General features: G+C 41.7%; 19 protein-coding genes. 11 read left to right on the top strand and 8 right to left on the bottom strand.

Annotated elements, in window-relative coordinates:
• Positions 1 to 24: 24 nt before the first annotated feature.
• Positions 25 to 2,001 (bottom strand): ligand-gated channel protein, encoded by a 1,977-nt coding sequence (locus tag L1264_RS11520; protein WP_199527813.1) that lies wholly within the window; start codon positions 1,999 to 2,001, stop codon positions 25 to 27.
• A 118-nt stretch (positions 2,002 to 2,119) separates the two neighbouring features.
• On the opposite strand from L1264_RS11520, the gene L1264_RS11525 reads away from it, so the two are divergent.
• Complete coding sequence (locus L1264_RS11525) at positions 2,120 to 3,028, top strand: LysR family transcriptional regulator (RefSeq protein ID WP_199527814.1); 909 nt, start codon at positions 2,120 to 2,122, stop codon at positions 3,026 to 3,028.
• A gap of 51 nt (positions 3,029 to 3,079) precedes the next feature.
• Here L1264_RS11525 and L1264_RS11530 read toward each other — a convergent pair whose 3' ends face one another.
• Both L1264_RS11530 and L1264_RS11535 read right to left on the bottom strand, forming a co-directional pair.
• On the bottom strand, positions 3,080 to 3,697 hold the full coding sequence (locus L1264_RS11530; RefSeq protein WP_199527824.1) for a LysE family translocator: 618 nt from the start codon (positions 3,695 to 3,697) through the stop codon (positions 3,080 to 3,082).
• Between the two features lie 211 nt (positions 3,698 to 3,908).
• Entirely contained in the window at positions 3,909 to 6,362 is a 2,454-nt protein-coding gene (locus tag L1264_RS11535; protein ID WP_199527815.1) for a S9 family peptidase, read from the bottom strand.
• A 161-nt stretch (positions 6,363 to 6,523) separates the two neighbouring features.
• Here L1264_RS11535 and L1264_RS11540 point away from each other — a divergent pair, with 161 nt between their 5' ends.
• The 4 genes from L1264_RS11540 to L1264_RS11555 all read left to right on the top strand — a co-directional run bounded on the left by L1264_RS11540 (position 6,524) and on the right by L1264_RS11555 (position 12,488).
• Positions 6,524 to 7,531 (top strand): LacI family DNA-binding transcriptional regulator, encoded by a 1,008-nt coding sequence (locus tag L1264_RS11540; protein WP_199527816.1) that lies wholly within the window; start codon positions 6,524 to 6,526, stop codon positions 7,529 to 7,531.
• A complete protein-coding gene (locus tag L1264_RS11545; protein ID WP_199527817.1) occupies positions 7,528 to 8,748 on the top strand; it encodes a glycosyltransferase in 1,221 nt (406 codons plus the stop codon). Before L1264_RS11540 ends, L1264_RS11545 begins: the two co-directional genes overlap by 4 nt.
• Before the next feature lie 149 nt (positions 8,749 to 8,897).
• A complete protein-coding gene (locus tag L1264_RS11550) occupies positions 8,898 to 10,124 on the top strand; it encodes a threonine/serine ThrE exporter family protein (protein ID WP_138557799.1) in 1,227 nt (408 codons plus the stop codon).
• Between the two features lie 123 nt (positions 10,125 to 10,247).
• Positions 10,248 to 12,488 (top strand): tetratricopeptide repeat protein, encoded by a 2,241-nt coding sequence (locus L1264_RS11555; protein WP_235404023.1) that lies wholly within the window; start codon positions 10,248 to 10,250, stop codon positions 12,486 to 12,488.
• Positions 12,489 to 12,543: 55 nt separating this feature from the next.
• On the opposite strand, the gene L1264_RS11560 is transcribed toward L1264_RS11555, so the two are convergent.
• The gene (locus L1264_RS11560) at positions 12,544 to 14,040 is read right to left on the bottom strand and encodes an arylsulfatase (protein WP_135926884.1); all 1,497 of its coding nucleotides are present in this window, start codon (positions 14,038 to 14,040) and stop codon (positions 12,544 to 12,546) included.
• 357 nt (positions 14,041 to 14,397) lie between these two features.
• Here L1264_RS11560 and L1264_RS11565 point away from each other — a divergent pair, with 357 nt between their 5' ends.
• From L1264_RS11565 to L1264_RS11575, 3 genes are all read left to right on the top strand, one after another.
• Positions 14,398 to 15,189 carry a hypothetical protein gene (locus L1264_RS11565; RefSeq protein WP_199527818.1) on the top strand — a complete coding sequence of 264 codons (792 nt, stop codon included), beginning with the start codon at positions 14,398 to 14,400 and terminating at the stop codon, positions 15,187 to 15,189.
• A 35-nt stretch (positions 15,190 to 15,224) separates the two neighbouring features.
• Entirely contained in the window at positions 15,225 to 16,391 is a 1,167-nt protein-coding gene (locus L1264_RS11570) for a BamA/TamA family outer membrane protein (protein ID WP_235382681.1), read from the top strand.
• Between the two features lie 112 nt (positions 16,392 to 16,503).
• The gene (locus L1264_RS11575; RefSeq protein ID WP_135926882.1) at positions 16,504 to 16,962 is read left to right on the top strand and encodes a hypothetical protein; all 459 of its coding nucleotides are present in this window, start codon (positions 16,504 to 16,506) and stop codon (positions 16,960 to 16,962) included.
• Between the two features lie 84 nt (positions 16,963 to 17,046).
• Here L1264_RS11575 and L1264_RS11580 read toward each other — a convergent pair whose 3' ends face one another.
• The gene (locus tag L1264_RS11580) at positions 17,047 to 18,531 is read right to left on the bottom strand and encodes a S41 family peptidase (RefSeq protein WP_199527819.1); all 1,485 of its coding nucleotides are present in this window, start codon (positions 18,529 to 18,531) and stop codon (positions 17,047 to 17,049) included.
• 206 nt (positions 18,532 to 18,737) lie between these two features.
• Here L1264_RS11580 and L1264_RS11585 point away from each other — a divergent pair, with 206 nt between their 5' ends.
• Positions 18,738 to 19,211, top strand: coding sequence for a hypothetical protein (locus L1264_RS11585; RefSeq protein WP_135926878.1), 474 nt, complete (start codon positions 18,738 to 18,740; stop codon positions 19,209 to 19,211).
• 515 nt (positions 19,212 to 19,726) lie between these two features.
• On the opposite strand, the gene exaC is transcribed toward L1264_RS11585, so the two are convergent.
• Positions 19,727 to 21,247, bottom strand: a complete 1,521-nt coding sequence (gene exaC, locus L1264_RS11590; protein ID WP_138557127.1) for an acetaldehyde dehydrogenase ExaC — start codon at positions 21,245 to 21,247, stop codon at positions 19,727 to 19,729.
• Positions 21,248 to 21,424: 177 nt separating this feature from the next.
• Between exaC and L1264_RS11595 the strand changes: the two genes are divergently transcribed.
• Positions 21,425 to 22,333 carry an AraC family transcriptional regulator gene (locus tag L1264_RS11595; RefSeq protein WP_135926876.1) on the top strand — a complete coding sequence of 303 codons (909 nt, stop codon included), beginning with the start codon at positions 21,425 to 21,427 and terminating at the stop codon, positions 22,331 to 22,333.
• Here L1264_RS11595 and L1264_RS11600 read toward each other — a convergent pair.
• Positions 22,323 to 22,994: a YoaK family protein gene (locus tag L1264_RS11600; protein WP_199527269.1), complete on the bottom strand. Its 672-nt coding sequence runs from the start codon at positions 22,992 to 22,994 to the stop codon at positions 22,323 to 22,325. The genes L1264_RS11595 and L1264_RS11600 overlap by 11 nt on opposite strands.
• 130 nt (positions 22,995 to 23,124) lie before the next feature.
• Here L1264_RS11600 and L1264_RS11605 point away from each other — a divergent pair, with 130 nt between their 5' ends.
• Complete coding sequence (locus tag L1264_RS11605; protein WP_199527270.1) at positions 23,125 to 24,156, top strand: LacI family DNA-binding transcriptional regulator; 1,032 nt, start codon at positions 23,125 to 23,127, stop codon at positions 24,154 to 24,156.
• Here L1264_RS11605 and gtfA read toward each other — a convergent pair.
• Entirely contained in the window at positions 24,153 to 25,625 is a 1,473-nt protein-coding gene (gene gtfA, locus L1264_RS11610; RefSeq protein ID WP_235404025.1) for a sucrose phosphorylase, read from the bottom strand. The two genes, L1264_RS11605 and gtfA, sit on opposite strands and share 4 nt — an antisense overlap.
• Between the last annotated feature and the right edge of the window lie 33 nt (positions 25,626 to 25,658).

Here is a 25,658-nt window from a genome sequence, read left to right on the forward strand (position 1 = left end):
CTTTGCTTTTACTAATGAATGAGCTTAAAAATCAACCCCTACAGATAGCCAATAACGGCGACCATCTTCAACATAGCCGTATTCAGCTTCGGTGATTTCTTTATCAAACAGATTATAAACACCAAATCCTAACTTAATGCTGCGGCTTAAATCGTAGTTACCGCCAATATCAGCCAAGGTGTAATCTGGCGCAATTAGGCTACTTTGAGATGGGCCTGTTGTCGGCTGGCTTTCTTCACCACGGTAATGTACACGCAACCAGGTGCCTAATTTATCAACCGGGCGCCAATTAACTGAAGTTTGTAAAATATGCTTAGGTAATTGATTAAGTGGGCTGCCTTTGTATTCACCGGTTTTTTGCTCAGAATCGGTGTAAGTGTAGTTGGCACTTACATCAAGCTCACTGGTAATGTCGTAAGATACTGATAACTCAAAGCCTTGTGTGACGGCCTCATCTACATTGACATAGGTCGTTGGCATCGAACCAAACTGGTTTGGTCCATCAGTACACTGAGTGAGTGGGCACGAAATACGGGTAATTTTATCTTCAAACTCGTTGTAAAATACGGTGCTTGAAAGCGATAAATCACGGCTGGCATCATAGTAGATACCCATTTCGTAGTTTACTGATTTTTCAGGGCTTAAATCTGGGTTACCGTAAATATTACCACCTCGGCTCACTTGCCCCCAGGCCGCGGTAGATTGACGAATATTCGGCGCTCTAAAGCCTGTAGAGATACCACCTTTCACCGTCAACGACTTAGTTGCTGTATACACACCATATAAACGCGGGCTGAAATGGCCTGAAAAATTACCATCATGGTCATAACGAAGACCGGTAGTGAGTTTAAACTGCTTGGTTGCAGCCCATTCATCTTCTGCAAATACTGACCATTGCTCGTTCTCAACATGCGTTAAGTCACTAATGCGGTTACTGGTGTAATCGTCCAGCTCTTCTTTTAAATATGACGCACCAAATGCTGCATTATGACTGGTAAACGGTAAAGTCCAACTTGTTTGCGCATCCGTATTTTCGACGTACATTTCACGAGAGGTATTATCGAATTTATCGTACTTTAAGTAACTGCGTGATGAGCCAAAATCATAAAAACCGTTATGGCTTAGTGAATACGTTTCTTGGTCGTACTCTGTGGTTGATGACTTTGGGCAGCCATTTCGGCCACAGCTTTCACCTTCAGCTAAAGGAGCAACTGTTTTGCCTAATGTTTCGTCAAGTTTTTGTTTTGCAGAGCCTACTTCCAGCATGATTTCGTGGTTATCAGAAGGCGTTAAGATAAACTTCGCTTTGATATTGCTTTGCTCTTTGCCACGAAAACCGGCTTCGAAATCGTCTTCATCACGCTTTGAGAACTGACCCGATAACTGCATACCTAATAACTCAGGAATTAAGCCACCCGCAGTAAAGAAACTACCTTGATTAATATCACCCGATTCACTTGATTCTTGAATGGTGCTATCTAAACGTAGTTCGCCGTACCACTTTTCTGGTGTTTTACGGGTTATAATATTGATAACCCCACCAATGGCATCTGAGCCATATAACGACGACATAGGGCCACGAATAACTTCAATTCGATCAATCGCTGAAATAGGCGGAGTCCATGCCCCTTCTACACCTGGGCCATCACTATTTGGTCGTGTTTCACGTGAGGTTTGACGCTGACCATCAATTAAAATCAAAGTATATTGACTTGCCATACCGCGAAGGCTGATATCTTTTCTGTCGCCACCACCTGTAACAACCACACCGGGTACGTCAGTCATCGCATCGGTTAGATCACGATAAAAACGCTTTTCAAGTTGTTCACGATCAATAACGCTGATACTGGCTGGCGCCTCTTTTAGCATTTGCTCGTAACCGGAAGCCGATACAACGATGACCTCCATGTCTTGTTTTTTGTCATCAGCGTATGCAAAATGGGAAAGACCTGCTAACACAGCAGCGGTGAGTGGTAAAACAGAAGAAACAACCCTCGTCATAATGATACTCCGTGACTTTTTGTTTATAAATGATAATAATTAGCGTTTGCATACTAATGAGAAGTCCCGATTTTCACAATTTACGATTTCTTAAAACTGAATTAAGAAGGCCTGAACCATGAATTCCAAGCTGATCAAAACATTGCGTGTATTTTCTCGCACTGTTGAAACGGGCAATATGAGCAGTGCAGCGGCAGAGTTATCGATGACCACATCGGCTGTCAGTCAACACATTAAGCAATTAGAACAAGAAATCGGATTGAGCCTATTTAACCGCAGCCCTCGCGAACTCACTTTGACCGAAGCTGGCCACCTGTATTATCAAAGCTGTTTAAAAATGCTAGCACTGGCAGATCAAGCCAGTACGCAGTTACAAAATCTACAAAATAAGCCAAGTGGTGAGCTCAAATTAGTTGCGCCTGTAGGTTTTGGTGGTGGATTGCTAAGCGAACCACTAGATCGCTTAATTAACGAGTTTGATGATTTACGTATTCAGTTAATTTTAACTGATGAGCCAATTGATATGATCAAATGCGGCGCTGACCTAGCGATTGCGATTGGCCCATTAACTGACTCTAACCTCGTTGCTCGTAAATTAGCAACTTGGCCGTTAAAGTTATGTGCCCATAAAGACCATGCAATTAGCAAACTCGATAAAGCCAGTTGGGATGACCTTGGTAACTTTGCCCGTATTGCACACAGCAATGCCGACAGCAACGCGTTTAACCCATTAACGCTGGCAAGCAAGCCATTACCAAAAGCAAAGATCACCGTAAATAATATGCAAAGCTTAATTAAATTAGTGTGTGATGGTGTTGGCTATGGCGTATTACCAGAGCCAGAAGTAAGGCATTTATTAAAATCGAAAGAGCTGGTTGAAATTGCACCCGAATGGGCAATGCCAAATTACACTGTTTATGCAGTGACTCCAGCGAGAGACAGCTTAGCGGCAAAAACAAAAACCGCCATTGATACATTAAGACTGTGCTTTAACCATGTATCAAAGCAAGTTGAATTAGTTGATTAACTCTCATCAAGGATAATACCCATATGCGGATGGGTATTATCCAAATTAGCGTTAACCCAGCGCCAGCCAAACGCCCACACACATCATTAGCGCGCCAGCAATACGGTTTAACCACTTCACATTATCGCCTTTATCTAAAAACAGCCTTAAGCTCTTTCCGCCTGTTGCGTAAATCAACATACAGATAAATTCGCTCAGCATAATAATGCTCACTAATACCGCAAGCTGAGGGGCAACCGCTAAATCAACATTAATAAACGGAGGCAATAGAGAAATCATAAATGCCCACCCTTTTGGGTTTGCAATGGCAGTGATATAACCCTGCGAAAATAATTGCCCACGACCAATTTGTTGCAGTGTATCATCGTTAGGTTTAAAGCTGGTTTTAGCGCGCCACATATTAACCCCTAGGTAAATTAAGTACGCACCACCTAAGTATTTTAAAAAGGCAAATAACTCAGGGTAATTAAGCATAATACTGGCAACCCCTATCACCGCAGCAATGGCTACCGTGGCAACGCCTAACACCTCGCCTACCATCATCCAAAGCGTACGTCTAACGCCCACACTCATCCCCAACGTCATAGCGAGCGTCATACACATACCAGGTGTAATAGAAACAAAGAAAAAGGTCGGAATAAAAACCGCGAGTACTGCTAAATCGAGCATAAATGCAATCACATGATTATTACTTAAAAAGAGAAAGCGATTAAATCACATTCACTTAAATAAGCAAACAAACACGCGATTGCTAACAGGGTTATAAATACACATTCAAAAGATAGTTTCCGCTAAATCTTAAGAGGCTTTATTATAAGCAAGTAGCCAATACAAAAATCCCCACTTAAAAGCGGGGATTTTAATTTAAGTATTAAACTAATTACTGAGTGACACCTTCAGCGGCAACTGGCTCTTCGGGTTTTTCGTCACTTAATAAGTATTTATCTAACCACTGCTCTTGTTCCCAAAGTACATGCAGCAAGCTCTTACGAGCGCGATAGCCATGCGCCTCATAAGGTAACATCACTAAGCGAGCTTCTTTACCTAAGCCTTTTAATGCAGCGTACATACGTTCACTTTGCATTGGGAAAGTACCCGAGTTTGGATCTTCTTGACCGTGGATCATCAGCATAGGCTCATTGATTTTCTCAGCGTGGAAAAACGGTGACATAGCCGCGTACACATCTTGCGCTTGCCAAAAATCACGCTCTTCACCTTGGAAACCAAATGGCGTTAGGGTGCGGTTGTAAGCACCACTGCGGGCAATACCGGTTTTAAATAAATCGCTGTGCGCTAATAAATTCGCCACCATAAAGGCACCATAAGAGTGACCGGCAATGGCAATTTTGTCTTTATCTGCCACACCTTTTTCTACAAGTACATCTACCGCAGCTTTAGCACTTGCCACCAGCTGTTTACGGAATAAGTCGTTTGGCTCTTTACCGTCAACACCCACAATTGGCATTTTCGGGTCGTCAAATACAGCAATACCTTTTGCAAGATAAGGCATTGGTCCCCAATAACCGATATAGGTAAATTCATACGGCGATTCGCGCATTTGTGACGCAACAGCTTTATCTTTATATTCAAGTGGATAAGCCCACATTAGAACTGGTAACGGGCCTTGTGTTGAATCATAACCCGGCGGCAAATAAAGCGTACCACTTAGCTCAACGCCATCGTCACGTTTGTATCGAATTAATTCTTTAGTCACTCCTTTAAATTCTGGGTAAGGGTGCTCAAAGGTCGTAAGTTGAGTGAGGGTTTTATCGTCTAAGTCGCGAATAAAGAAGTTAGGCTGCTCAGTTTTAGATTCACGAATGGTAATTAAACGTTCGCCTTCGTCATCAAGCATTGCACGCACACGCTCATAGTATGGCGCTTCTGACTGCCAAACGCGTGTTGTGGTATTCGTTTTTACATCATAGCGGTCTAAAAACGGAATATTGCCTTGTTCAGATGCACCGTTACCGCGTAAGAAAAGGTAACGACCGCCAACCACTTTTAATACATCAGCACCTAAGTCATTCTTTTCATAAATTGGATAGCCGGGATCTTTGTAGGCATCGTTATAGCTACGCTCAGAAAATAGCACGCGGTTTTTATCTGCATTACGCGGTTGAATAACAAAAACTCGTTTTTGTCGGTCGCTAAAGCGCCACTCAGATAATAAGGCTACATTGCCATTGCCCCAAGCAATTGAGTCAAAACGGCGTTCAACTTTGGCAAATAACTTAGCATCGCGTTTAAAAGGGGCTTTTAAACTATAAAGATGATCGTGATAAGGCACGTCGTTTTTCATATCGCCGCCGTCTTGGGCCTCAGCCCAAATAACCTCAGCCCCTTGATCTGCTCGCCATTGAAAATCACGGCGACCGGTTCTAACACTGTCATAGCCTTGTGGAATGTTATCAGCTAAAGGCTGTTTTGCGAGCTCAGCTAAAGTATAACCACGCATCCCCCAAATTTGCCATGTAGCAGCAAAACGACTGAAAGGTACTTGATATGAAAAAGGCTCATCAATCATACCAACCAAAATGTTGGTTGAATCAGGCGACACCGAAAACGCTTTAATTAACCCAGGTTGACCAATCGGTTGGCCCTGACCACTGAGCGGAATATAAGTTAATTGGCTTTGTGCGTAAAACTTAAATAGGGCTTCATCAAATGGGCTGGTTAATAAGTTTTGATAAGTTCTCGCTGGTGCTTTCTCACCACTACTTTGTTGAATAACAGGCATCACTTGCGTGCTATCGTTTGTTAAGCGAGCTTTACCAATATTAACCGCTGCATTAGCAACAATGGCGCTGCTATCTGGTAGCCAAGTATAAGGTGTGCTGGTTAAAACCGAATTAAGCGAGGTGTCACTTAACTGACGGGCTTGTTTAGTACTAACATTATAAACCCATAAATTAGCACTCGATGCTTGCTCAACCACAAACGCTAAGTACTGACTGTCACTTGACCAACTTGGTGAGCGTAAAATGCCATTTGGCAAACCCGATACAACAATTTCAGAGCCGGTTTCAACATGCTTAAGCACTAAAGATGTAAACTTATTACGCACTCGTGAGCGCGAAAAATTAGCAGGGTTAAGCTTAATACCCGCAAGTTTTAACTCTTCTTTAGCCAAGTCTTGTAGTGTATCAATGCGTTTTCTATCAAATAACGCCAGCCACTGACCATCATTTGATAAATAACTACTCGGCGCAAGCTTTGCGTCAACCACAGCAGCTAGCGCTGGCGATGGAGTTTGATAACCTTGATTAGCAAAACTTGGCATGCAAACAGCTGCGCCAATGACTAGCGCAAAAAGCAATTTTAATGCTTTCATGTTCGTTCCTTTTTCGTTTTTATTTTCGATTATGTAAACAAGTAGAACATGTTTGCAGCATTTCATAAAGAGTTTCGGCTCTTTTGGCAGCCAATCAGTGACTTAAACACCTACTTTAAGCTAAAATAGACACACGCTATTCACCACTTTTGCTAATAAAAATGAAAAAATCGACAGGCAAAGTCACTATCTGGGATGTTGCTGAACAAGCACAGGTTTCAAAATCAACCGTGTCTTTGGTCCTTACCAACAGTGATAAGGTCAGTAAAAAGAGTAAAGAAAAAGTGCTGGCAGCCATTGATAAGCTAGGCTATGTGTATAACCGTGATGCAGCAGCGCTTCGCAGTAAACGATCAAACCTAGTCGCGTTGGTTATAAATGATTTAACCAACCCCTACTCAGCTCAACTTGCTGTTGGCCTCGAAAAACACATTTTTGAGCTTGGTATGTTGCCGATGCTGGTAAATATTGCAGAGTGTGTCGAAAGACAAACCCAAGTGGTAAAAACCTTAAAAGAATACAACGTTTCGGCGTTCATCATGTGTCCGGCTCCGGGCACACAGCAGCAGTGGCAAGATGATTTAATAAATAGCGGCTTTCCGGTTATTAATATCATGCGTGAAATTCCGTTTTCAGCAGCGCCGTGTATTTTGCCTGACAACAAAAAAGGCACGCACATTTCAACCAGCCATATTTTATCGCAAGGCATTGAAGAAATAGCCTTTTTAGGCGGCACGTCAGAAATATCTGATTACCATGAACGGTTAAGTGGTTTTTTGTCTGCGCTTGATCAATTTAATATCGCTGACGAAAAACCTGTAATTCAAGCGCCGACCAATCGCCAAGGTGGTCGAGAAGCCTTTAATACCCTTATAAAGCAAGCACCGAATACCAAAGCCATTGTTTGTTTTAATGATGTTATTGCCTACGGCGCGATTGAAGCAATGCGCCAACACGGCCTCGAGCCGGGTAAAGATATCAAAGTTATTGGCTTTGATGACTTAGAAGATTCGCGCTTAATGCTGCCTTCTCTTTCGACCATCGCTATTAATGCCGACGAGATCGGTAAACGCACCTGTCAGGTGTTAAAAGAACTATTAGATAAATCAACACCCCCAGTTCGCACCTTGGTGGATGTTAACTTAAAAATACGAGACTCAAGTCAATGAAAAAAGTGTTAGTGATCGGCTATGTTTGGCCTGAGCCTAATTCGTCTGCAGCCGGCACCCACATGATGTCACTCCTGCGCGCCTTTCGTGCAGAAAATTGGCAAGTTGAATTTGCAAGCCCAGCGCAAAAAACCGAACATATGGTAGATCTCAGTGAAGATGGCATCACCACGCAGGTAATTGCATTAAACTGCTCAAGCTTTGATGAGTACGTGCAAGGGTATAATCCTGATATTGTGATGTTTGATCGCTTTATGATGGAAGAGCAGTTTGGCTGGCGAGTCGATAAATACTGCCCTAACGCACTTAAAATTCTTGATACCGAAGATTTACAGTGCCTCAGAAATGCACGCCACGAAGCTCACAAAGCAGGCCGAGAATTCAGCCATAGCGATTTACACAGTGATATTGCAAAGCGAGAAATCGCCGCTATTTTACGCTCAGACATCAGCTTAATTATCTCGCACTACGAGATGCAGCTACTCAATGACGTTTTCAAAGTTGATAGCGCCCTACTTCACCACTTACCATTTTTGGTTGATTTGCAGCATATTCCTACCAGCACCAAAGCATTTGCAGAGCGTAAACACTTTATGACCATAGGTAATTTTCGTCATGCGCCAAACTGGGATGCTGTTTTGTACTTACAACAAATTTGGCCGCTGATCCGCAAACAATTGCCCGATGCCGAACTTCACATTTATGGCTCTTACCCGCCACCAAAGGCGACAGCGCTGAACAATCCAAAAACCGGTTTCTTAATAAAAGGCTGGGCTGATGATGCCTACAAAGTCATGGAAGATGCACGCGTGTGTTTGTCTCCACTGCGTTTTGGTGCAGGTATTAAAGGCAAGTTACTCGAAGCAATGATCATGCAAACACCAAGCGTAACAACTCCGATTGGCAGTGAAGGCATGCATCAAAACGAGCCGTGGTCAGGTGCAATATGTGAAGATGCACAGCAATTTGCTGATGCAGCAGTGGCACTTTATCAAGATGAAGCGTTATTTACTCAGGCACAGCAAAATGGCCAGCTGTTATTGCAAAAATATTATGATAAATCAAAACTTCAGTCGCAGTTAATCGCTAAAATCACCGCCATTAGTGAGTCATTAGCACAGCATAGACAGCAAAATTTTACCGGCCAAATGCTCAAACATCACACCATGCGATCTACCCAATATATGGCGCAATGGATTGAAGCTAAAAATAAGTAATTTTGCCGTAAATAACACTAGACATAGCGGCTTTTGTCGCTAAAATCGCGCTGGTGAATTTAAGCGATATAGTCTTGCTACTAGACTATATCTTATTGAATTTTGGTCTATCCTTAACTGAACAATTTAACCTTTGGTTCAAAACGCCTTTGAAAACCGCAACGTTTACTGAAAAACGAAAATTTATCGTGAAGCTTGGCAAAATGCTTCATAAATACGGTACACCTGCTTACCGACTAGAAGCGCACTTAATGGAAGTTGCGACTTACCTCGGCTTAAAATCATCTTTTGTTATGTCGCCAACATCAGTGACCTTTGTTATTTGGACAGATGGTCACGAAGAAGAGTACACCCATGTTGCGCGTGTTGATCCGGGCGATCACGACTTAGGCTCGCTGGCAGATACCGATGATTTAGTAAACAAAATGCTTAACGGTGAGCTAACGCTACAAGAGGTCGATAAACAACTCGACATCATTTACAACCTGCCAAACCCGTATAATAAATTTATGACCGGCGTTGCTTTTGCAACCTCTGGCGGTGCATTTGCCATGTTAATGGGTACCGGTTGGAATGATGTGTTTTGGTCAGCACTGATCACCTTAGTGGTGTACTTATTTGTGCTTTGGTCAACACGCTCAAAACGCGTCGCGCATATGCTTGAGCCTTTAGTGGCCATTGTTTCTGCAATTATCGCGTGTGCGGTCAGTGTTTACCTAGACGCCGAAATAAACATACGATTGGTGGTGCTATCAGCCATCATTGTGTTTATACCCGGCTTAGCATTAGCTTTAGGGTTAGCTGAGCTTGCAGCACGGCACTTGGTGTCTGGTACAGCACGGGTGATGGACTCATTCATGCTGCTGTTTAAGCTGTATTTTGGTGCTTTTATTGGTATTGGAATTGGTTTCGCTATGTTTGGTCAAGCAGACTACGTGCAACCAGAGCCTTTACCAAAATGGACAGCATGGCTTGCTATATTCATGCTATGTAGCAGCCTAATCGTGATTTTTAGAACCAAACTAAAGCATGCGGGTTGGTCTATTGCGTCTGGCTTTATCGCCTATGGCACAAGCATTGGATCTGCCATGTATCTAGACTACACACTTGGCACATTTGTTGGCGCTTTATCTGTAGGGGTTTTTAGTAACTTGTTTAACCGTGTTGCTAATGCACCTGCCTCCATTGTTGCTATGCAAGGTTTAATCGTATTAGTACCGGGGAGTAAAACCTATATTGGTTTGAACTCATTAATTGAAGGTCAAGATTTCGTCTATGCAGAGCATATTGGCCAACAAACCTTCTTGATATTTATGTCATTAGTGGCGGGGCTTATTTTTGCTAACGTCGCGCTTCCACCAAAGAAAAGTCTATAATCTACTAAGCCCGAGTTTATCGGGCTTTTTTACACCCTCGTTTTAATAAGCCGACTTTGCTTATCAGTAACAAACTGATATAACTCATAAGTGCATGTGGTAAAAATAAAAAGGATTTATTTAGTGATAAGATTGGCTTGGCTGCTATGCAGCTTGTTCGCATTTAGTGTGTTTGCAGAATCCCAGTGTGTTAACTGTCATCAGAGCCAAGTTGAAGACTGGCAAACATCCCATCATTTTCATGCTATGGAAAAAGCCACTCCCGCTTCGGTGCTTGGTAATTTCAATGATCAAACTCTAGACTACCAAGGCCAACCAGCGCGCTTCTATCAACAAGGCCAACAACTTTTTATAAGCATGCCAAACCTTGATGGCAAGCTGACTGACTACCCTGTTTTATACACATTTGGCTATGAGCCACTGCAGCAATACATGTTTGATATGGGCCAAGGCCACATACAGCTATTTCCGTTTGCGTGGGACTCACGCAGCAAAGCGCAAGGCGGTCAGCGCTGGTTTGTATTGCATCCTGAGCAGAAACAGCACGACCTATTTCATTGGGCGCAAAAAGGCCAAAACTGGAATCATATGTGTGCTGATTGCCACTCAACTGATTTCAAAAAGCAATTTGACCTTAAAACGAATAGCTTTAACTCAAGTTATTCAAGCATTAATGTGAGCTGTAAAGCGTGTCATGGCGATAGCCAAGCTCATTTAAAATGGGCTGATGGCGATAGCAGTATTGCCGATAAGGGCTTTATCCATAACATTAAAAAGCAAACCCCACTGTTTACTCAACAAGCTGATGGCAGTATGCAAAGCGTACAGCCACTGGTAAAAAGCGAGCAAGTGCAAGTGTGTGCAACCTGTCATGCTCGCCGTTCACAGCTTGATGACCGCAAAGACCCACATAGCTTTTTACAAAACTTTCAAGGCTCGTTACTCACTCCTGAGCTTTATCACGTTGATGGTCAAGTATGGGATGAAGACTATGTATGGGGCTCGTTTTTACAAAGTAAAATGTTCAATGCAGGGGTTACCTGTACTAACTGCCATAACCCTCATTCGGGTAAATTAAAACTGCCTGGGAATCAAACTTGTACGCAATGTCATAGCCAAGAGGTGTTCGATACACCTAAGCATCACGGCCATAAAGTGGCAAGTACAGGTAGCCAATGTGTCGATTGTCATATGCCCACCACTACCTATATGCAAGTAGATGCAAGGCGCGACCACAGCTTTCGAGTACCTCGCCCTGATTTAACGTTAAAAACCAATGCTCCCAATGCCTGTAATAGCTGCCATGAAGATAAAACGCCGCAATGGGCGGTCGCCAAAATAAAAGACTGGCACCCAAATTCAAAATATCTTGGTACTGCGCATTTTTCTGAGGCGTTTTATGCCGCCGATAACCGCCTACCTAATGCATCGACCATGCTGACTAAAATTGTGCAAGATAAGGGCTTTCCTGAGATTATTCGCGCATCAGCGCTCAGCCGCTTAGCCGCAAGCCCCGATAACAATGCTATCGTTGCGATTGCTCGCTCAGTAAAAGACAACGAGCCATTAAAACGCCAAGCATCCATTGAAGCGGCAATGCCTTTTGATATCAACCAACGCTGGCGCCTATTAAATCCTCTTTTAGATGATGAACATTTACCCATCAGAGCCGAAGCAGCAAGAGCACTTGCAGGCATGTTAACTCAGCCGTTCCCAGCAGGCCTCAATGAGCAAGACACTAAGCGCTTAAATTCAGCGCTCGATGAGTACAAAGATATTCAACAATACCAAGCAGAGCGCGGCTACTCGCATACTAATTTAGGGAATCTGGCGCTCACATTACAAAAGCCAGAACAAGCCAAAGCACATTATTTACAAGCCATCAGTATTGAACCTATTTTTGCTCCTGCTTATGTCAATTTAGCTGATTTATATCGCAACCAAGGCGATGAAAATGCTGCGCAAGCTATCTTAAAACAAGGCTTAGCAGTGAACGCAGAAAGCGGCGATATTCATTATGCCCTGGCAATGAGCCTAATTCGCTCTAAACAAAAGAACACCGCGCTTAATCATTTACAAAAAGCTGCACAGTATGCACAAGAAAATGCAAACTATCAGTTTACCTACGCATTACTGTTACAAGATTTAGGTAATATGCCAGCAGCTATATCTGCACTTGAACGCGCCTTTAATCTGACTCCGAATAACCCGGATATTAGCTACAGTCTGGCACAGTGGTATGTGGCAGAAGAAAACTACAGCCAAGCGTTGTTTTATGCCAGAAACTTAGCGAGGTTAGTGCCCGGTAACCAGCAAGTTCAGCAGTTTGTGAAACAGCTCGAAATGATGAAGAGTATTAATTAATAAGCATTAGAAAAGGGCCAAGTAGGCCCTTTTCTATTGAACTTAAGGAGAACTATTAATGTCCATAGTTCAGTGATTTTGCTTTTTCGATTGCTTCATTCACGTTAAGTGACGCCGCTTCCTGACGCGGTGGAAACTCAACAAAAGTTTGTACATGTTCATTTAACTTAGCAATGATCGGCTGTAGCAACCAACTCTTACGCATAATTTGGTGAAAGCCAGTGATACCGTCGTAGTGCTCTAATGGATCTTTACGTAAGTTAAATAGCTTAGGCATACTGTGCGTTACCATATCATCGTAATATAACCCTGTTGGTTTGGTTGCAAAGTGCATTTTCCACGGGCCAAAACGAACAGCTGTTAGCTGTGATTCATAGTAGTAAAAGAAGAAGTTCCGCGCCGATTTATCCGCCTTACCAGTCCAGTACGCTAAGTTATTCTCACCATCAATATAAACTTTATCTGACTTTTTAAGCTTTTCACGTAAGTTGTTCTCGCCAAGTGCTGCGGCAATCGTTGGGAAAACATCTTCATGCGATGAAATACCATTTAGCTTTAAGCCTTTTGGTATTTTGTTTGGCCAACGAACTAAGAAAGGCACACGCACGCCCCCTTCCCATGTTGTCATTTTTTCACCACGGAACGATGTTGTTCCAGCATCTGGCCAACTTGATTGTTCAGGGCCATTATCGCTGGTGTAAATAACAATGGTGTTATCGGCAATTTTTAGCTCATCCAGTTTATCCAGCAGCTTGCCAACATGACCATCGTGTTCCATCAAACCACTACCAAAAATATCTTCTTCAGAGCTAATGCCCGTCGCTAAATTACGACTTTCAGGTTTTAAGTGAGTGTATACATGCATTCGGCTTGTAGCGTGCCAAATAAAGAATGGCTTTTTCGCTTTAACTGCACGCTCCATAAAGTTAAGTGAACGCTCTAACACTTCTTCGTCAAAGGTTTCCATACGTTTGCGAGTAAGTGGACCCGTATCAATGATTTTGCCATTGGCGTAAGATTCGATAACACCACGTGGGCCAAATTTTTTCACAAACTTAGGATCTTTTGGGTAATCCGCTTGCTCTGGCTCTTCAGATACATTTAAGTGATACAAATTACCGTAAAATTCATCAAAGCCATGCTTTGTTGGTAAGTGTTCATCTAAATCACCTAAGTGGTTTTTACCGTATTGCGCCGTCATATAACCGCGATCTTTTAAAAATTCAGCTAAGGTGGGATCGGCTTCTTTAATACCAAGAGGATTTCCCGGTTGGCCTACCGTTGTTAAGCCAGTTCGAATAGGTAATTGCCCCATTAAAAATGCGGCACGACCCGCTGTACAACTAGGCTGAGCATAGTGATCTGTAAACAACGCACCTTCGTTAGCAATGCGATCAATATTAGGGGTTGGGTAGGTCATACCATGTGAGTAGGCACTGAGTGAAATTGGCGCAACGTCATCAACCATTATGGCCAATACGTTTGGCTTATCTGACGCTAGGCTTACTGTTGAAACCAAGCTGCAAATAGCCGCCGCTATTAGTTTTTTCATAAATTATCCCTTTTTATTAATAGTACTATTTACTCCTAAAGAGCTCAGTTTAGTATAAGATGAAAACAAAATACGTCTAGTTTCTAATCTAGTAAAAAACGATTTAAATCAATTATTCATAAAATCAAAACTTTTTTATTAAAGTATACTCTCTACTGTTTTTACTAGGTTAGCCATTATCATAATTAAACCCAAACCCACTTTATTATATTGCAGCGGGTAGATTCTAAACCGCTATATTCATTTAAACTACTCCAAATTATTTAGCGGCTTGATGATTGAATTCAATAAATAAATAGACTATAAGTACCTTAAGAATTAGTAAGCAACTTTTTATTACTTGTGTAAGGAAAACACATGCCTTTTCTACGAATTTCGTTCTTATTTTCACTTGCGTTTCAACTATCAAATTTGTCAGCTAATGAAAAAGAAGTACAAGATATGTCGGACCCACTTGCGGTATATACCCAAATAGGCGCAGGCTCAACTAACAAGGGGATTAACCTTAAAGTAGGACAAGCCTATGACACCGGTATAACAACAACTGCTGGCATGAATGTTATCGAAGTGAAAGGGATTTACGGTGATGCGCTAGGCTGGGAGAGTGATAACAAAACCACTGATTCCATTGATTCTTTTCGCTTTCGTAACTTTTCGGTTGATTTAACTTCGATGAGCGCTAAACAACTTGATGCTTCCTACAACCTAAATGCGAATTTGGTTGCAGATGAAAGTATGGATGTTTCGTATAGCTATATAAAAGCATTAAAACCAGTGGGCAAGTTTAGCTTTTACCCGCTTGCCGGAGTCGGAGCATCGATTGGAGAAAATGCCCTTGAAGATGACGGTAGTCGAGACAGTGGTTACTCCATAATGGGAGCCTATGGCTTAATTGGCATGTACGCAAAAGTGACTATAACTGACAAAATATGGCTTAATTACAATCCTTTTTGGCTAACCACCATTGGTGGAAGTGATAATTATAAAGACCATTACTATGGCCTAAACCAAAGCCATATTTTAACTCATGAGTTTGCTGCAAGTTATCAGATTAACCCGCGTATGAATCTACGCTATTTCGCTAACTGGAATAGAAACGTTGACTTTATGGATGGCGATCATCGTCTAGAATTTAACTATCAACTTTAACAAGACAGCAATTGATATTTAAGGTAAGGGATTAAGTGAAAAAAGTAGTAGTAATAAGTGTATTGTCAGCAAGCTTACTAAGTGATTATTGCCTTGCCTCTAGCTATGATGAATACGCAATTAAACCAGCAGAGCAACAATTAAGTAATCAGCAACAAAAAATTGATGAGCCTATTTCGTTTTTACCTATCCCCACGTTTATTACAGAGCCAGCAGTAGGGCCTGGTCTTGGTGTGGTTGGTTTATTTTTTCACGATAATGAAAAGAAAGCTAAAAAAAAGAAAGAGGGCTCTACCCTACCTCAAAGCATCAGTTTAGTTGGCCTAATGGGCACTAAAAATGGCACTAAAGGGGGTGCTGTTGGCCACATAACGTTTTGGGACGAAGACAGAATTCGCTACCAAGGGATTGTTGGCTGGGCGAGTATTAATCTCGATTTTTATACCTTTGATGAAATAAAACTACTCACACCACTTTCACTAAATATTGAAGGCCCTGCAGTATTTCAAAATCTTAAATTACGTTATGACAACAGTAACTTTTTTTATGGTTTTAAGCAGATTTATCGCCAAGTGGACATTAGTCTAGCAGAAAATCCAATTGAAGATTACTTGCTCGAGAATGGCATTATCAAAGAACACCTGTCTCTAGATGTAAATACGTCAGGTATTGGCCCCTTGTTAGAGTACGATAGCCGAGATAACCCACTTAACCCTGAGCGTGGCTTTAACTATAAAGCCGAGTACTTATATTTCGATGAGGCAATTGGCAGTAAAGTTGATTACAGCAGCTTAAAATTAACCGCTCTTAATTACTGGCGTTATACCGATAAGTTTAACTTTGCATTACGTATGCAATATGACTCTGTTAATAATCGAGGTGAAAAACGCTTACCAGTTTATATTCCGCCAAGTATTAGCCTGCGCGGTGTGTCTGCTACCCGTTATCAAGGTTTGGATGTTTTTGTTACTGAAGCAGAAGCAAGCTATAAAATCACCCATAAAATAAAGCTTAATGTGTTTACTGGCATGGGCTGGGCTGCTGATAATTTTTCTGACTTATCAAAGGCAGAAACCATTGATACAGTCGGTGCGGGCTTTCGTTATCTCATCGATGAGCATTATGGTATTACCATAGGGTTAGATGTAGCACATGGCCCAGAACAGAATGCTATTTACATTCAAGCCGGTTCGACTTGGTAATAAAAAAACAATACTTTTATTGTTATTTTAGCAATCTTGTTGGGCTAAATATTGAATTAATCTATTACACTGCTATTATCAATAGCTTAATAAACATTCAGGGATTGAACGGATGCATAACAAAGTATCAACTAACCATTATCCATTCAAAGATTTTAAGCCACATGGTCTTGTCGAGTTTTACCAACGAGAGCACACGCTTTTAACGACAGCTACAGGGCCGTTCAACGAAGAAATAATTGAAGCTCATTCTTTCATGCAACAAGATTATATCAACAAACTCACCACGGCTTATGGTCAATGGTATGAATTGGTTGAATTTGAAAACTCATGCATGGCAACACCTGGGGCTCTTGAAAAACTAATGGTGTATTTTGTTGAGCTTAGACGCAAAGGCATTGCGCCGGCTAAAACAGCCTTAGTCATAAAAGAGGGGCTTGAAGGTGGTAGCTTGCTCACCGATACCTACTGTAATTTATATAAACGAGCAGGTATGGTGATGAATGTATTTAAGTCAAAAACAGCGGCTCTAAATTGGTTAGCAGAAGAGCCTGTTGCTGAATTAGCTTAAAAAGTGGAGCTCTTCTTCGCGCAAGGTTAGCACTTTCCCCCCCCTCAGGAGTCTAGCAAACGCTTTGCTAAAGATACTGCTTAATTACAACTCAGCTATCATTTTAACAAGCGCTTGTGTTGTCCATTCAAGTTCGTTGAATTTAATATCAGGTTGATAGTAAAAGCCTTTTTCGCGAGGCCTATTTACATATACTTTAATAGGCAGTATGACTTTTGCAAAGCCTGAAGGTAGGGTTTCGAGCCTCACCTCCATGTAGGTAGAATCTGTACTACTTGGTGCGCCAACTAATTGTGTGTTTGCAAACAGCTTAAAACTATCCAGCGCATCTAAACAAGCACTGGCACATTGCCCTGGCACAATCACATAAACAGGTGTAGTAAACTGACTGGCGTTTTTTGGCATTGCTTGTTGCTCTGCGGAGACTATCTCGACATAAAATTGTTCACCCTTTTCATAAGCCGCCTGCATACTTTCGTGGGTTGTCTTTAACCAGTGATACCAAGGACTAGCCGTATCATAGCTTGCGACTACATCGCCAAAATAGTCAGTATTGCCTTTAGAAGTTCGCCACCACACTTGGGTATTTTTGTGTAGCTTATAGCGGCCATATTTGAATTGTTCACTGCCCCAAAGTGCTGAGGCTATTTGCTCACTCCACATCGATGAGCCACCTTGATTATGGCGAAGATCAAGCACAACGGCTTTAGCTTGCATTAACTTACTATGCTGCTGTTCAATAGCGCTCAACATCGCTTGATAATCCGCTTGCTGCTGCTCATTAGGTGCATAAGTTGGCATACTGATCCAAGCAATATTCTCTAAAGGCCAATTAAGTTCAATTGGCAACTTATCGCCATTGTAGGCATTTTTAAGTTTTTCAGTGACATCATCAGGCCTAACAGTCCAGTTTAATTTTAGGCTATAGGTAGAACCGTCGGCTTTTTCAAATGTACAGCTTTCAAGCGGCGACAAAAACGGGTTGCCATCATCAATTGTTAGTCGCCAGCCATGGTTCCACCAACTACCAGGCTGCTGAACTTCGCCGTAATAGCGAAAAACACGCTCAACCAGCAAAGTATTAATTGCTGTATTGTCACAACTCACTAGTTTATCGCCCTTGGCAATTGCATCTAACTCACTGTAATACACTTTTAACGCATCACCGCGCCATACTGTTGAAAACCCCGGCCAGCTTTTTTGTGGCTTTAATTCTCTGGGCAAGGTATCGATAGCTCCTGCATGACCATCTTGTAGAACAGTTCTAAAACGTGAAATAGCCGCAGCAAAAGCTTGTGAACTATGCGCTTTTACTGCCAGCTTTAAGCCTTCTTGCTTTGCTTTTTCGAGCTGTTTAGCAAAGCCTGGATTACGTACATCATACATACCAGGGTGATTAATAACCGATAACTGATAGGCCGCTTCAACATCTTTTACAGCAAGTTCAGACCAATTAATCTCAGAGTTAGTTACTGAATGGCTATCTTCGCCATTACATAAGCTCACACCAAGTGGGCTGAGGTTAAGAGCTGTAAAAATAAGTGATGAGTAAAGCGTCAAGGGTTTCATTAAAATCCATTTTAAATAATTATTATGTTTAAAAAACATCCCATTTAAACACTAAGGCATTGTTGTGGCAATAAAAAGTACAACACATGCCAATAGATTAAAAAAATTCATCTATCAAGTTTATTTTAATCGTTTGTCGGTTTAGATGGATTACTCTAAAGTTAACTCATCAGCAAACGATGCTGCGATTAATAAGGAAACCAATCATGTTTAAACCACTTTTAAAACGACTTGCTCTTAGCTCTTTGCTGACATGTTCAGCTTTTGCAATCGCTGATCAAAGTGACTACAAACTGATGGTAATTAGCGACTCAGATTCATCGCAAGCTATTATGCAAGGCCAATATGAAGCAGTGTTAAATAACACAGCTAAAGCGTCTGACGTAAACAGCCAATACGAACTTGCATTTAATCGTTGCGCAGCAAGTGTGAAGTCTAAAAACTTCAGCCACGCAGAATCACTTTGTACTGAAGCTATCAAGCTTCTTAATCAAAGCGAAGTACGCGGCTACAAACGTCGAGAGCTTACTTCATTCGCTTTAAGTAACCGTGGTATCGCACGCATCATGTCGAAAAACGACACTGCTGCACTGTCTGATTTTTATGAAGCGGTAAAAATGTCGGGTAATGATTTAGTTAATCACAACCTAAACCGCGCTAAGCAAAACTTAGCTTTATAACCGAATTGTTGTCACAAAAAGTCTAGTTTGTGTGTTCTCTGGGCTTTTTTATACACCGAGTCATTGCACACGCGGTGACTCAACCAAATTGTTGTCAAAAGCTTAGTTTGTGTGTTCTCTAAGCTTTTTTATTCCGAGTTACTGCACACGCGGTGACTCATCCAAATTGTTGTCAAAAGCTTAGTTTGTGTGTTCTCTAAGCTTTTTTATTCCGAGTTACTGCACACGCGGTGACTCAACCAAATTGTTGTCAAAAGCTTAGTTTGTGTGTTCTCTAAGCTTTTTTATTCCGAGTCATTGCACACGCGGTGACTCAAGCAAATTGTTGTCAAAAGCTTAGTTTGTGTGTTCTCTAAGCTTTTTTATTCCGAGTTACTGCACATGCGGTAACTCAACCAAATTGTTGTCGAAAAGCCTGGCTTGTGTGTTCGCCGGGCTTTTTTATGCCCGTTATAAAATAAAAACGCCACTAGATGTGGCGTTTGGGTAGTTTCGACAACAATAAGAAATTGCTTTTAAAAGAAGCCCAGTGGGTTTTCGCTGTAACTTACTAATAAGTTTTTGGTTTGTTGGTAATGATCAAGGGCGAGTTTATGTGTTTCTCGACCAATGCCTGACTTTTTATAACCACCAAACGCAGCATGCGCTGGATACATATGATAGCAGTTGGTCCAAACACGGCCCGCTTCAATCTTACGACCAAAGTGATAAGCACGGTTCATGTTTCGACTCCACACACCCGCACCTAAGCCGAACTCTGAGCTATTAGCAAGCGCTAACGCTTCATCTTCATCTTTAAAAGTCGACATTGAAATAACAGGGCCAAAAATCTCTTCTTGGAACACACGCATGTCATTGGTGCCTTTTAACAGTGTTGGTTGAATATAGTAACCGCCGTTAAACTCATCTGACAGTTGCTCGACTTCACCACCAGCAAGGACTTCTGCCCCTTCCTTTTTACCGATTTCGATGTAGCTTAGGATCTTATCAAACTGAGCTTGTGATGCTTGAGCACCTACCATGGTTTCAGTATCAAGTGGGTTACCCCGTTTAATTTGTAAAGTGCGGGCAAGTACACGCTCAATAAATTGCTCGTAAATGTCTTCTTGAATAAATAAACGCGACGGACACGTACAAACTTCGCCTTGGTTAAAGTACGCAAGTACAGCTCCTTCAACAGCCTTACTCAAAAACTCATCGTCTTTTTCCATTACATCATTAAAGAAAATATTTGGCGATTTACCACCTAACTCAACCGTCGAAGGAATAATATTATCAGCTGCACATTTTAAGATATGCGACCCTACGGGTGTTGAACCTGTAAAGGCAATCTTCGCAATTCGAGTACTGGTTGCCAAAGCCTCGCCTGCTTCTTTACCATAGCCATTCACTACATTTAATACACCTGCTGGTAATAAATCACCGATTACTTCAAGCAGTACTAAAATTGATGCAGGCGTTTGTTCAGCTGGTTTTAAAATAACACAGTTACCCGCAGCAAGAGCTGGAGCAAGCTTCCACGCAGCCATTAACAGTGGAAAATTCCAAGGAATAATTTGCCCTACTACACCTAATGGCTCATGAAAATGATAGGCAACGGTAGTTTCGTCTATCTCACCGATTGAACCTTCTTGCGCGCGCACACAGCCTGCGAAATAGCGAAAATGATCAGCCGCGAGTGGCACATCTGCCGCAAGTGTTTCACGAATTGCTTTACCGTTATCCCAAGTTTCTGCAACCGCGAGCATTTCTAGATTTTGTTCAATGCGGTCGGCAATTTTTAATAAGATATTGCTTCGCTCAGTGACTGACGTTGTTCCCCATGCTGCTTTTGCATCGTGTGCTTTATCAAGTGCCAGTTCGATATCTTCTTTTGATGAGCGAGGTACTTTACAAAACACTTTACCGTTTACTGGGCTAATGTTTTCAAAGTATTCACCCTTTACAGGGGCAACCCACTGGCCGCCAATATAATTCTCGTACTGCGCTTTAAAGTTAACTTTTGCGCCTTCACTACCTGGGTTTGCATAAATCATAATGTGTTCTCTCTTCAAATTGTTGTGTTTCATTTAGCATTGACTAAATTATGCGGTAGGTTATTGTTTAATGAACCGCTAGCACTTGAAGTTAGCTCAGTTACTGAAAACACACTTGATTCCTAGTCCAGACTTTTTGACTATTTGTCCAGAATTTAGGGCAACAGCGAGGCAACAATGAACACATCAGTTAGCAACAGAAGTTTAGATAAAAAACGACAACGTATTGATGTGCTTATTGAAAATAAAGTTAGTTTTGCTGGCGAACATGCCGAGTTAAGTATTTACGACACCTATTTAGATGCGCAAAAAGTAGCCTTACATTCCACTGAGTTACTATTTTGTGGCATGATCAGCGGCAAAAAAATCATGCATGTTGCCGACAGTGATTATCATGAAGAATTTTTGCCAAACCAGTCATTTGTGCTTGCTCCAGAGCAAGGGGTGTTAATCGATTTCCCTAATGCGTCTCTTAATCAACCAACAACCTGTTTAGCGATTGAAATCAGTACCGATAAGATAAGCCAAGTAGTTGATGCTCTTAATTTTAACCAACAAATTACACAGGATGACTTTTTCCAATATCAAGCAAAGCTAGTTCATGCCCAGCATAACCAGCAAACTCAACAACTACTTGAACGGATGATCACCCTGTTTAGTGAAAATGAGCAACACCGGGATTACTTAATTGATTTATCACTCAATGAACTGATAACCCGCCTGTTACAGCAGCAAAGCCGAGATTTAATGATAGCAAGCTGTAAACAAGGCAAGCTTGCAACCCCGCTAAGCCATGTAATTAGTTATATTGAACAGCATCTTGCTGAGAATATTGATATTGATGTGTTATGTAAGATAGCGTGTATGAGCCGCAGTAAGTTTTATCAGCAATTTAAGCTAGCGTTTGGTGTTACGCCAGCTCTTTGGCAACAGCAATTACGCTTACAAAAAGCGTATAAACTACTTCAAAAAGGTGAAGCGATTAGCCAAGTTTGTTATCAGTTAGGCTTTAATAACCCAAGCCATTTTAGTCGTGTGTTTAAACAAGCCTTTGGCGCAACCCCAAAAAGTATCGCTAATCATTAATTTTAGGGTTTCGATGAGAATAAACCCGATAGGTAAATGCCAACAATATACAAATGGCGCTTGGCACATAAAGCGCTGCAAAGCTTAATTTAGCAAATAACCATGCCCCAGCTAAGCCACCAAAGATAAAGCCTAAAATGATTAGTCCAAACAGTTTAGCCTTACGTTTATCAAGCGCCTCGCCGCGGAAAACTCGACCAAACATAATACCTAAATCGGTAAAGATACCAGTTACATGGGTAGTGCGAACAATTGCGCCGCTGTAAGTTGTTGCCAATGCATTTTGTAACCCACATGCCGCAGAAGCTAAAAAGTGCCCGTAGCCAGAGCCATTACACAGTAACCAAAGTGCACCGAGTAAAAACCCTGCCTCAATAAATAGTGCGGTGTCGTAATGACGCCCTAACTTAAGTGCTGAACTGTGCAATAAAAACCCAGCAATACCAGACCCTACTAAAAATGACAGTAATACGCCTAATAAATGTAAAGCATCAAGGCTATTGCCATGCATAAGATCTGCGCCTAGCAAGGTTGCAGTTCCCGATAAATGCGATACCGCTTGATGCTCAAAGCTAAGTAAACCAACCGCATTCACGCATCCGGCAACCAATGCCAAAATAAATGCGCCTACTTCAACCCATTTTGGTAACTTAGAAATCACTCGCTCTTTACCTTTTTTATGACCTGTTCTCTCATTCTTTTATGGTACGCCTATTTTTATGACTAAAAACACTTTTTTTCGACTCTTTATATGGTAATTTACAGGTAAGTAAATCGATTAAGTGACGATAATGCCCAAGCCAAAAAATTGGACGCTAAAAAGTATTGCCCAAGAGTTAGGCGTTTCAAATGCCACCGTATCAAATGCGTTTAACCGCCCTGATCAACTATCAAAATCTCGCCGCGAGGAGATTTTGGCTGCCTGTAAAAAACTCGGCTACTTTGGCCCTAACAAAGCGGCGCAATCGCTGCGCAGAGGGACCTTTAATATTGTTGCCTTGGTGTTGCCAGACAGTGTTGAATACATGGTATCAGATCCGGTTGCAAGCAGCTTTATGCGGGGCGTATCGGCGGTACTCGAAAAAAATGGCATTAACCTTTTATTATTTTCTGGTAATAGCAATAACCTAAATAGCGTAGTCGATTTTGTAGATGGCTTTATCTGTTATGGCCGCCCTCGTAATAAGCAACTTGTTGAACAATTGAAACAAGTACCAAAACATGTGGTGACGGTTGATTTTAATATCGGTCGCGATGCCTCGGTAAACGTTAATAACCAACAAGCCAGTTTTGATATTGCTAAACACGCACTCCAAAAAAATGATGATCGGGTGGCAATTTTAGGGCTGCGCTTACTTGATAACGACGTACTATGCCGAGTTTACGAGCATCACGAGTTTGAAGCTGGTCAGTCTATCGCTCATCAGCGACTACGCGGTTATCACCAAGCAATCAGTGATGCTGGCATCACCCTTGGTGATGATAGAACATGGAATATTCCAGAAAGTAGTGAGCGTTTTGCTAGTATTGCCGCCAAAGAAGCGCTTAGCAGCACACCAAGACCAAACGTTTTGTTGTGTATGAGTGATTTAATCGCCCTTGCTGCAATGCGTGAAGCATTAAAAATGGGCTTATCGATTCCAGAAGATGTCAGAATTGTTGGTTTTGATGGCATCGATGAAGGACAACGATTTGTGCCAAAGCTTACGACTGTTCACCAAAACAGCGAAGAAAAAGGCCGCTTAGCAGCGACCTTATTTTTATCGAAAGAGCAGCAAACAGCCGAAATCGACTATCGACTGCAATTGGGGCAAAGTAGTTAAGCTAAAAAGTCAGCCAACTCAACTATGCTTTGTTCGCTGTCGCGGTGATCGACAATGAACACTTCACGGCTAGTAAAGTCGACTTTTAACTCAATTGAGCTGGTATCATCATGCCAGCTTAAACGACACACACTGCCTTCACCGTTCACTGTGAATTCACCGTTAAAAGCTGGGTGCTCATTTCGTAATTGAATAAGTTTAATCAATCCTTTAACCACAGGTTTTGCTAGAGCAGCTTCAATATCTTGTGCATTTAAATAAGGACGATTAATATCACGGCCAACATTTGTACGTGCCAGTAATTCCATATCGTTTTCACAAGCGAACAGACCGCCATAATAAACTTGTGGAATACCTGGCGCGAAGAATTGAATCGCACGCGCTAATAGATAATCAAAGTCATCTGCACCCAAGGCATTATAATACGTACAATTTACTTGATATAAATCAACGTTACTGGCTGCAGCCCCTGTTGCAAGGCGACTTTGCCCATCACTTTTTTCATGAATGGTTTCAACCAAGTTATCAATTTGTTCGGCGTTTAGTAAGCCTGGTTTATCACCCATTGGACCTGCGTCAATAATGCCAATGCCATCATGAGTATCAAGCACTGTTAAACAGTTACGCGGTGAAATTGTTAGCCAATTCACCAATGCTTGCGCATCATTGCTAAATAAACTGTGCAAAATAAGCGGTGGAAGTGCAAAGTCATATACCATATTTACACGTTTTGCGACTGCTACCTGAGTTTGATAATGGCTATGAATTTCGGCAATAGTCTCCATACCAGCATCATTTGCCTGTGCTGAAAGCTTATTTAAATACTCAAATGTTTCGTCCAGCATAAAACAGTTAGTGCCTGCTTCTTTGATAGCATAACCAGCGGCGTCTAAACGAATGATGTTGACATTATTATCAGCAAATTTGCCAAGTACAGTGTTTAAGTACTCAATGCCTGCTGTTGATTTCACATTAATATCAATTTGGTTATCGGTAAATGTGGTCCAAAAATCATAGGTTTGGCCATCTCCACATTTAATTGGTGTAAAGCAGCTACCAGGACGCGGACGATAAATCGCTTTTTGTTCAGCCTCCGACATGCCATTTGGGAATACATCGTCTTTGGTAAGAAATAAATCCCAAAATTCAGATTGTTTGCCTTTTGCTAGCACGTCTTTAAATTGAAACGACTGTGCTGAAACATGGTTAACAATCAAGTCAGCCATCAAATCATAGTTTGCACCAAGCACTTTGATGTCTTCCCAGCTACCAAGACGCGAGTCTACTTCACTATGTTCAATAGGATCAAAGCCAGCATCACTGCCATCAATCGGATTATAAAATGGCAACAAATGTACACCTGCAAACACATTGTTAAGTGGGCCATTTAATAAATTACTTAATTCATCAATACCTTGACCGGTAATACGGTCTGCGTAGGTGATTAATTGCACTTTATTGTTGATCATAATTGTTAATACCAAGTTGAAACTTAATCGATT

Source organism: Pseudoalteromonas sp. APAL1 (assembly GCF_021532475.1).
Taxonomy (GTDB): Bacteria; Pseudomonadota; Gammaproteobacteria; order Enterobacterales; family Alteromonadaceae; genus Pseudoalteromonas; species Pseudoalteromonas lipolytica_C.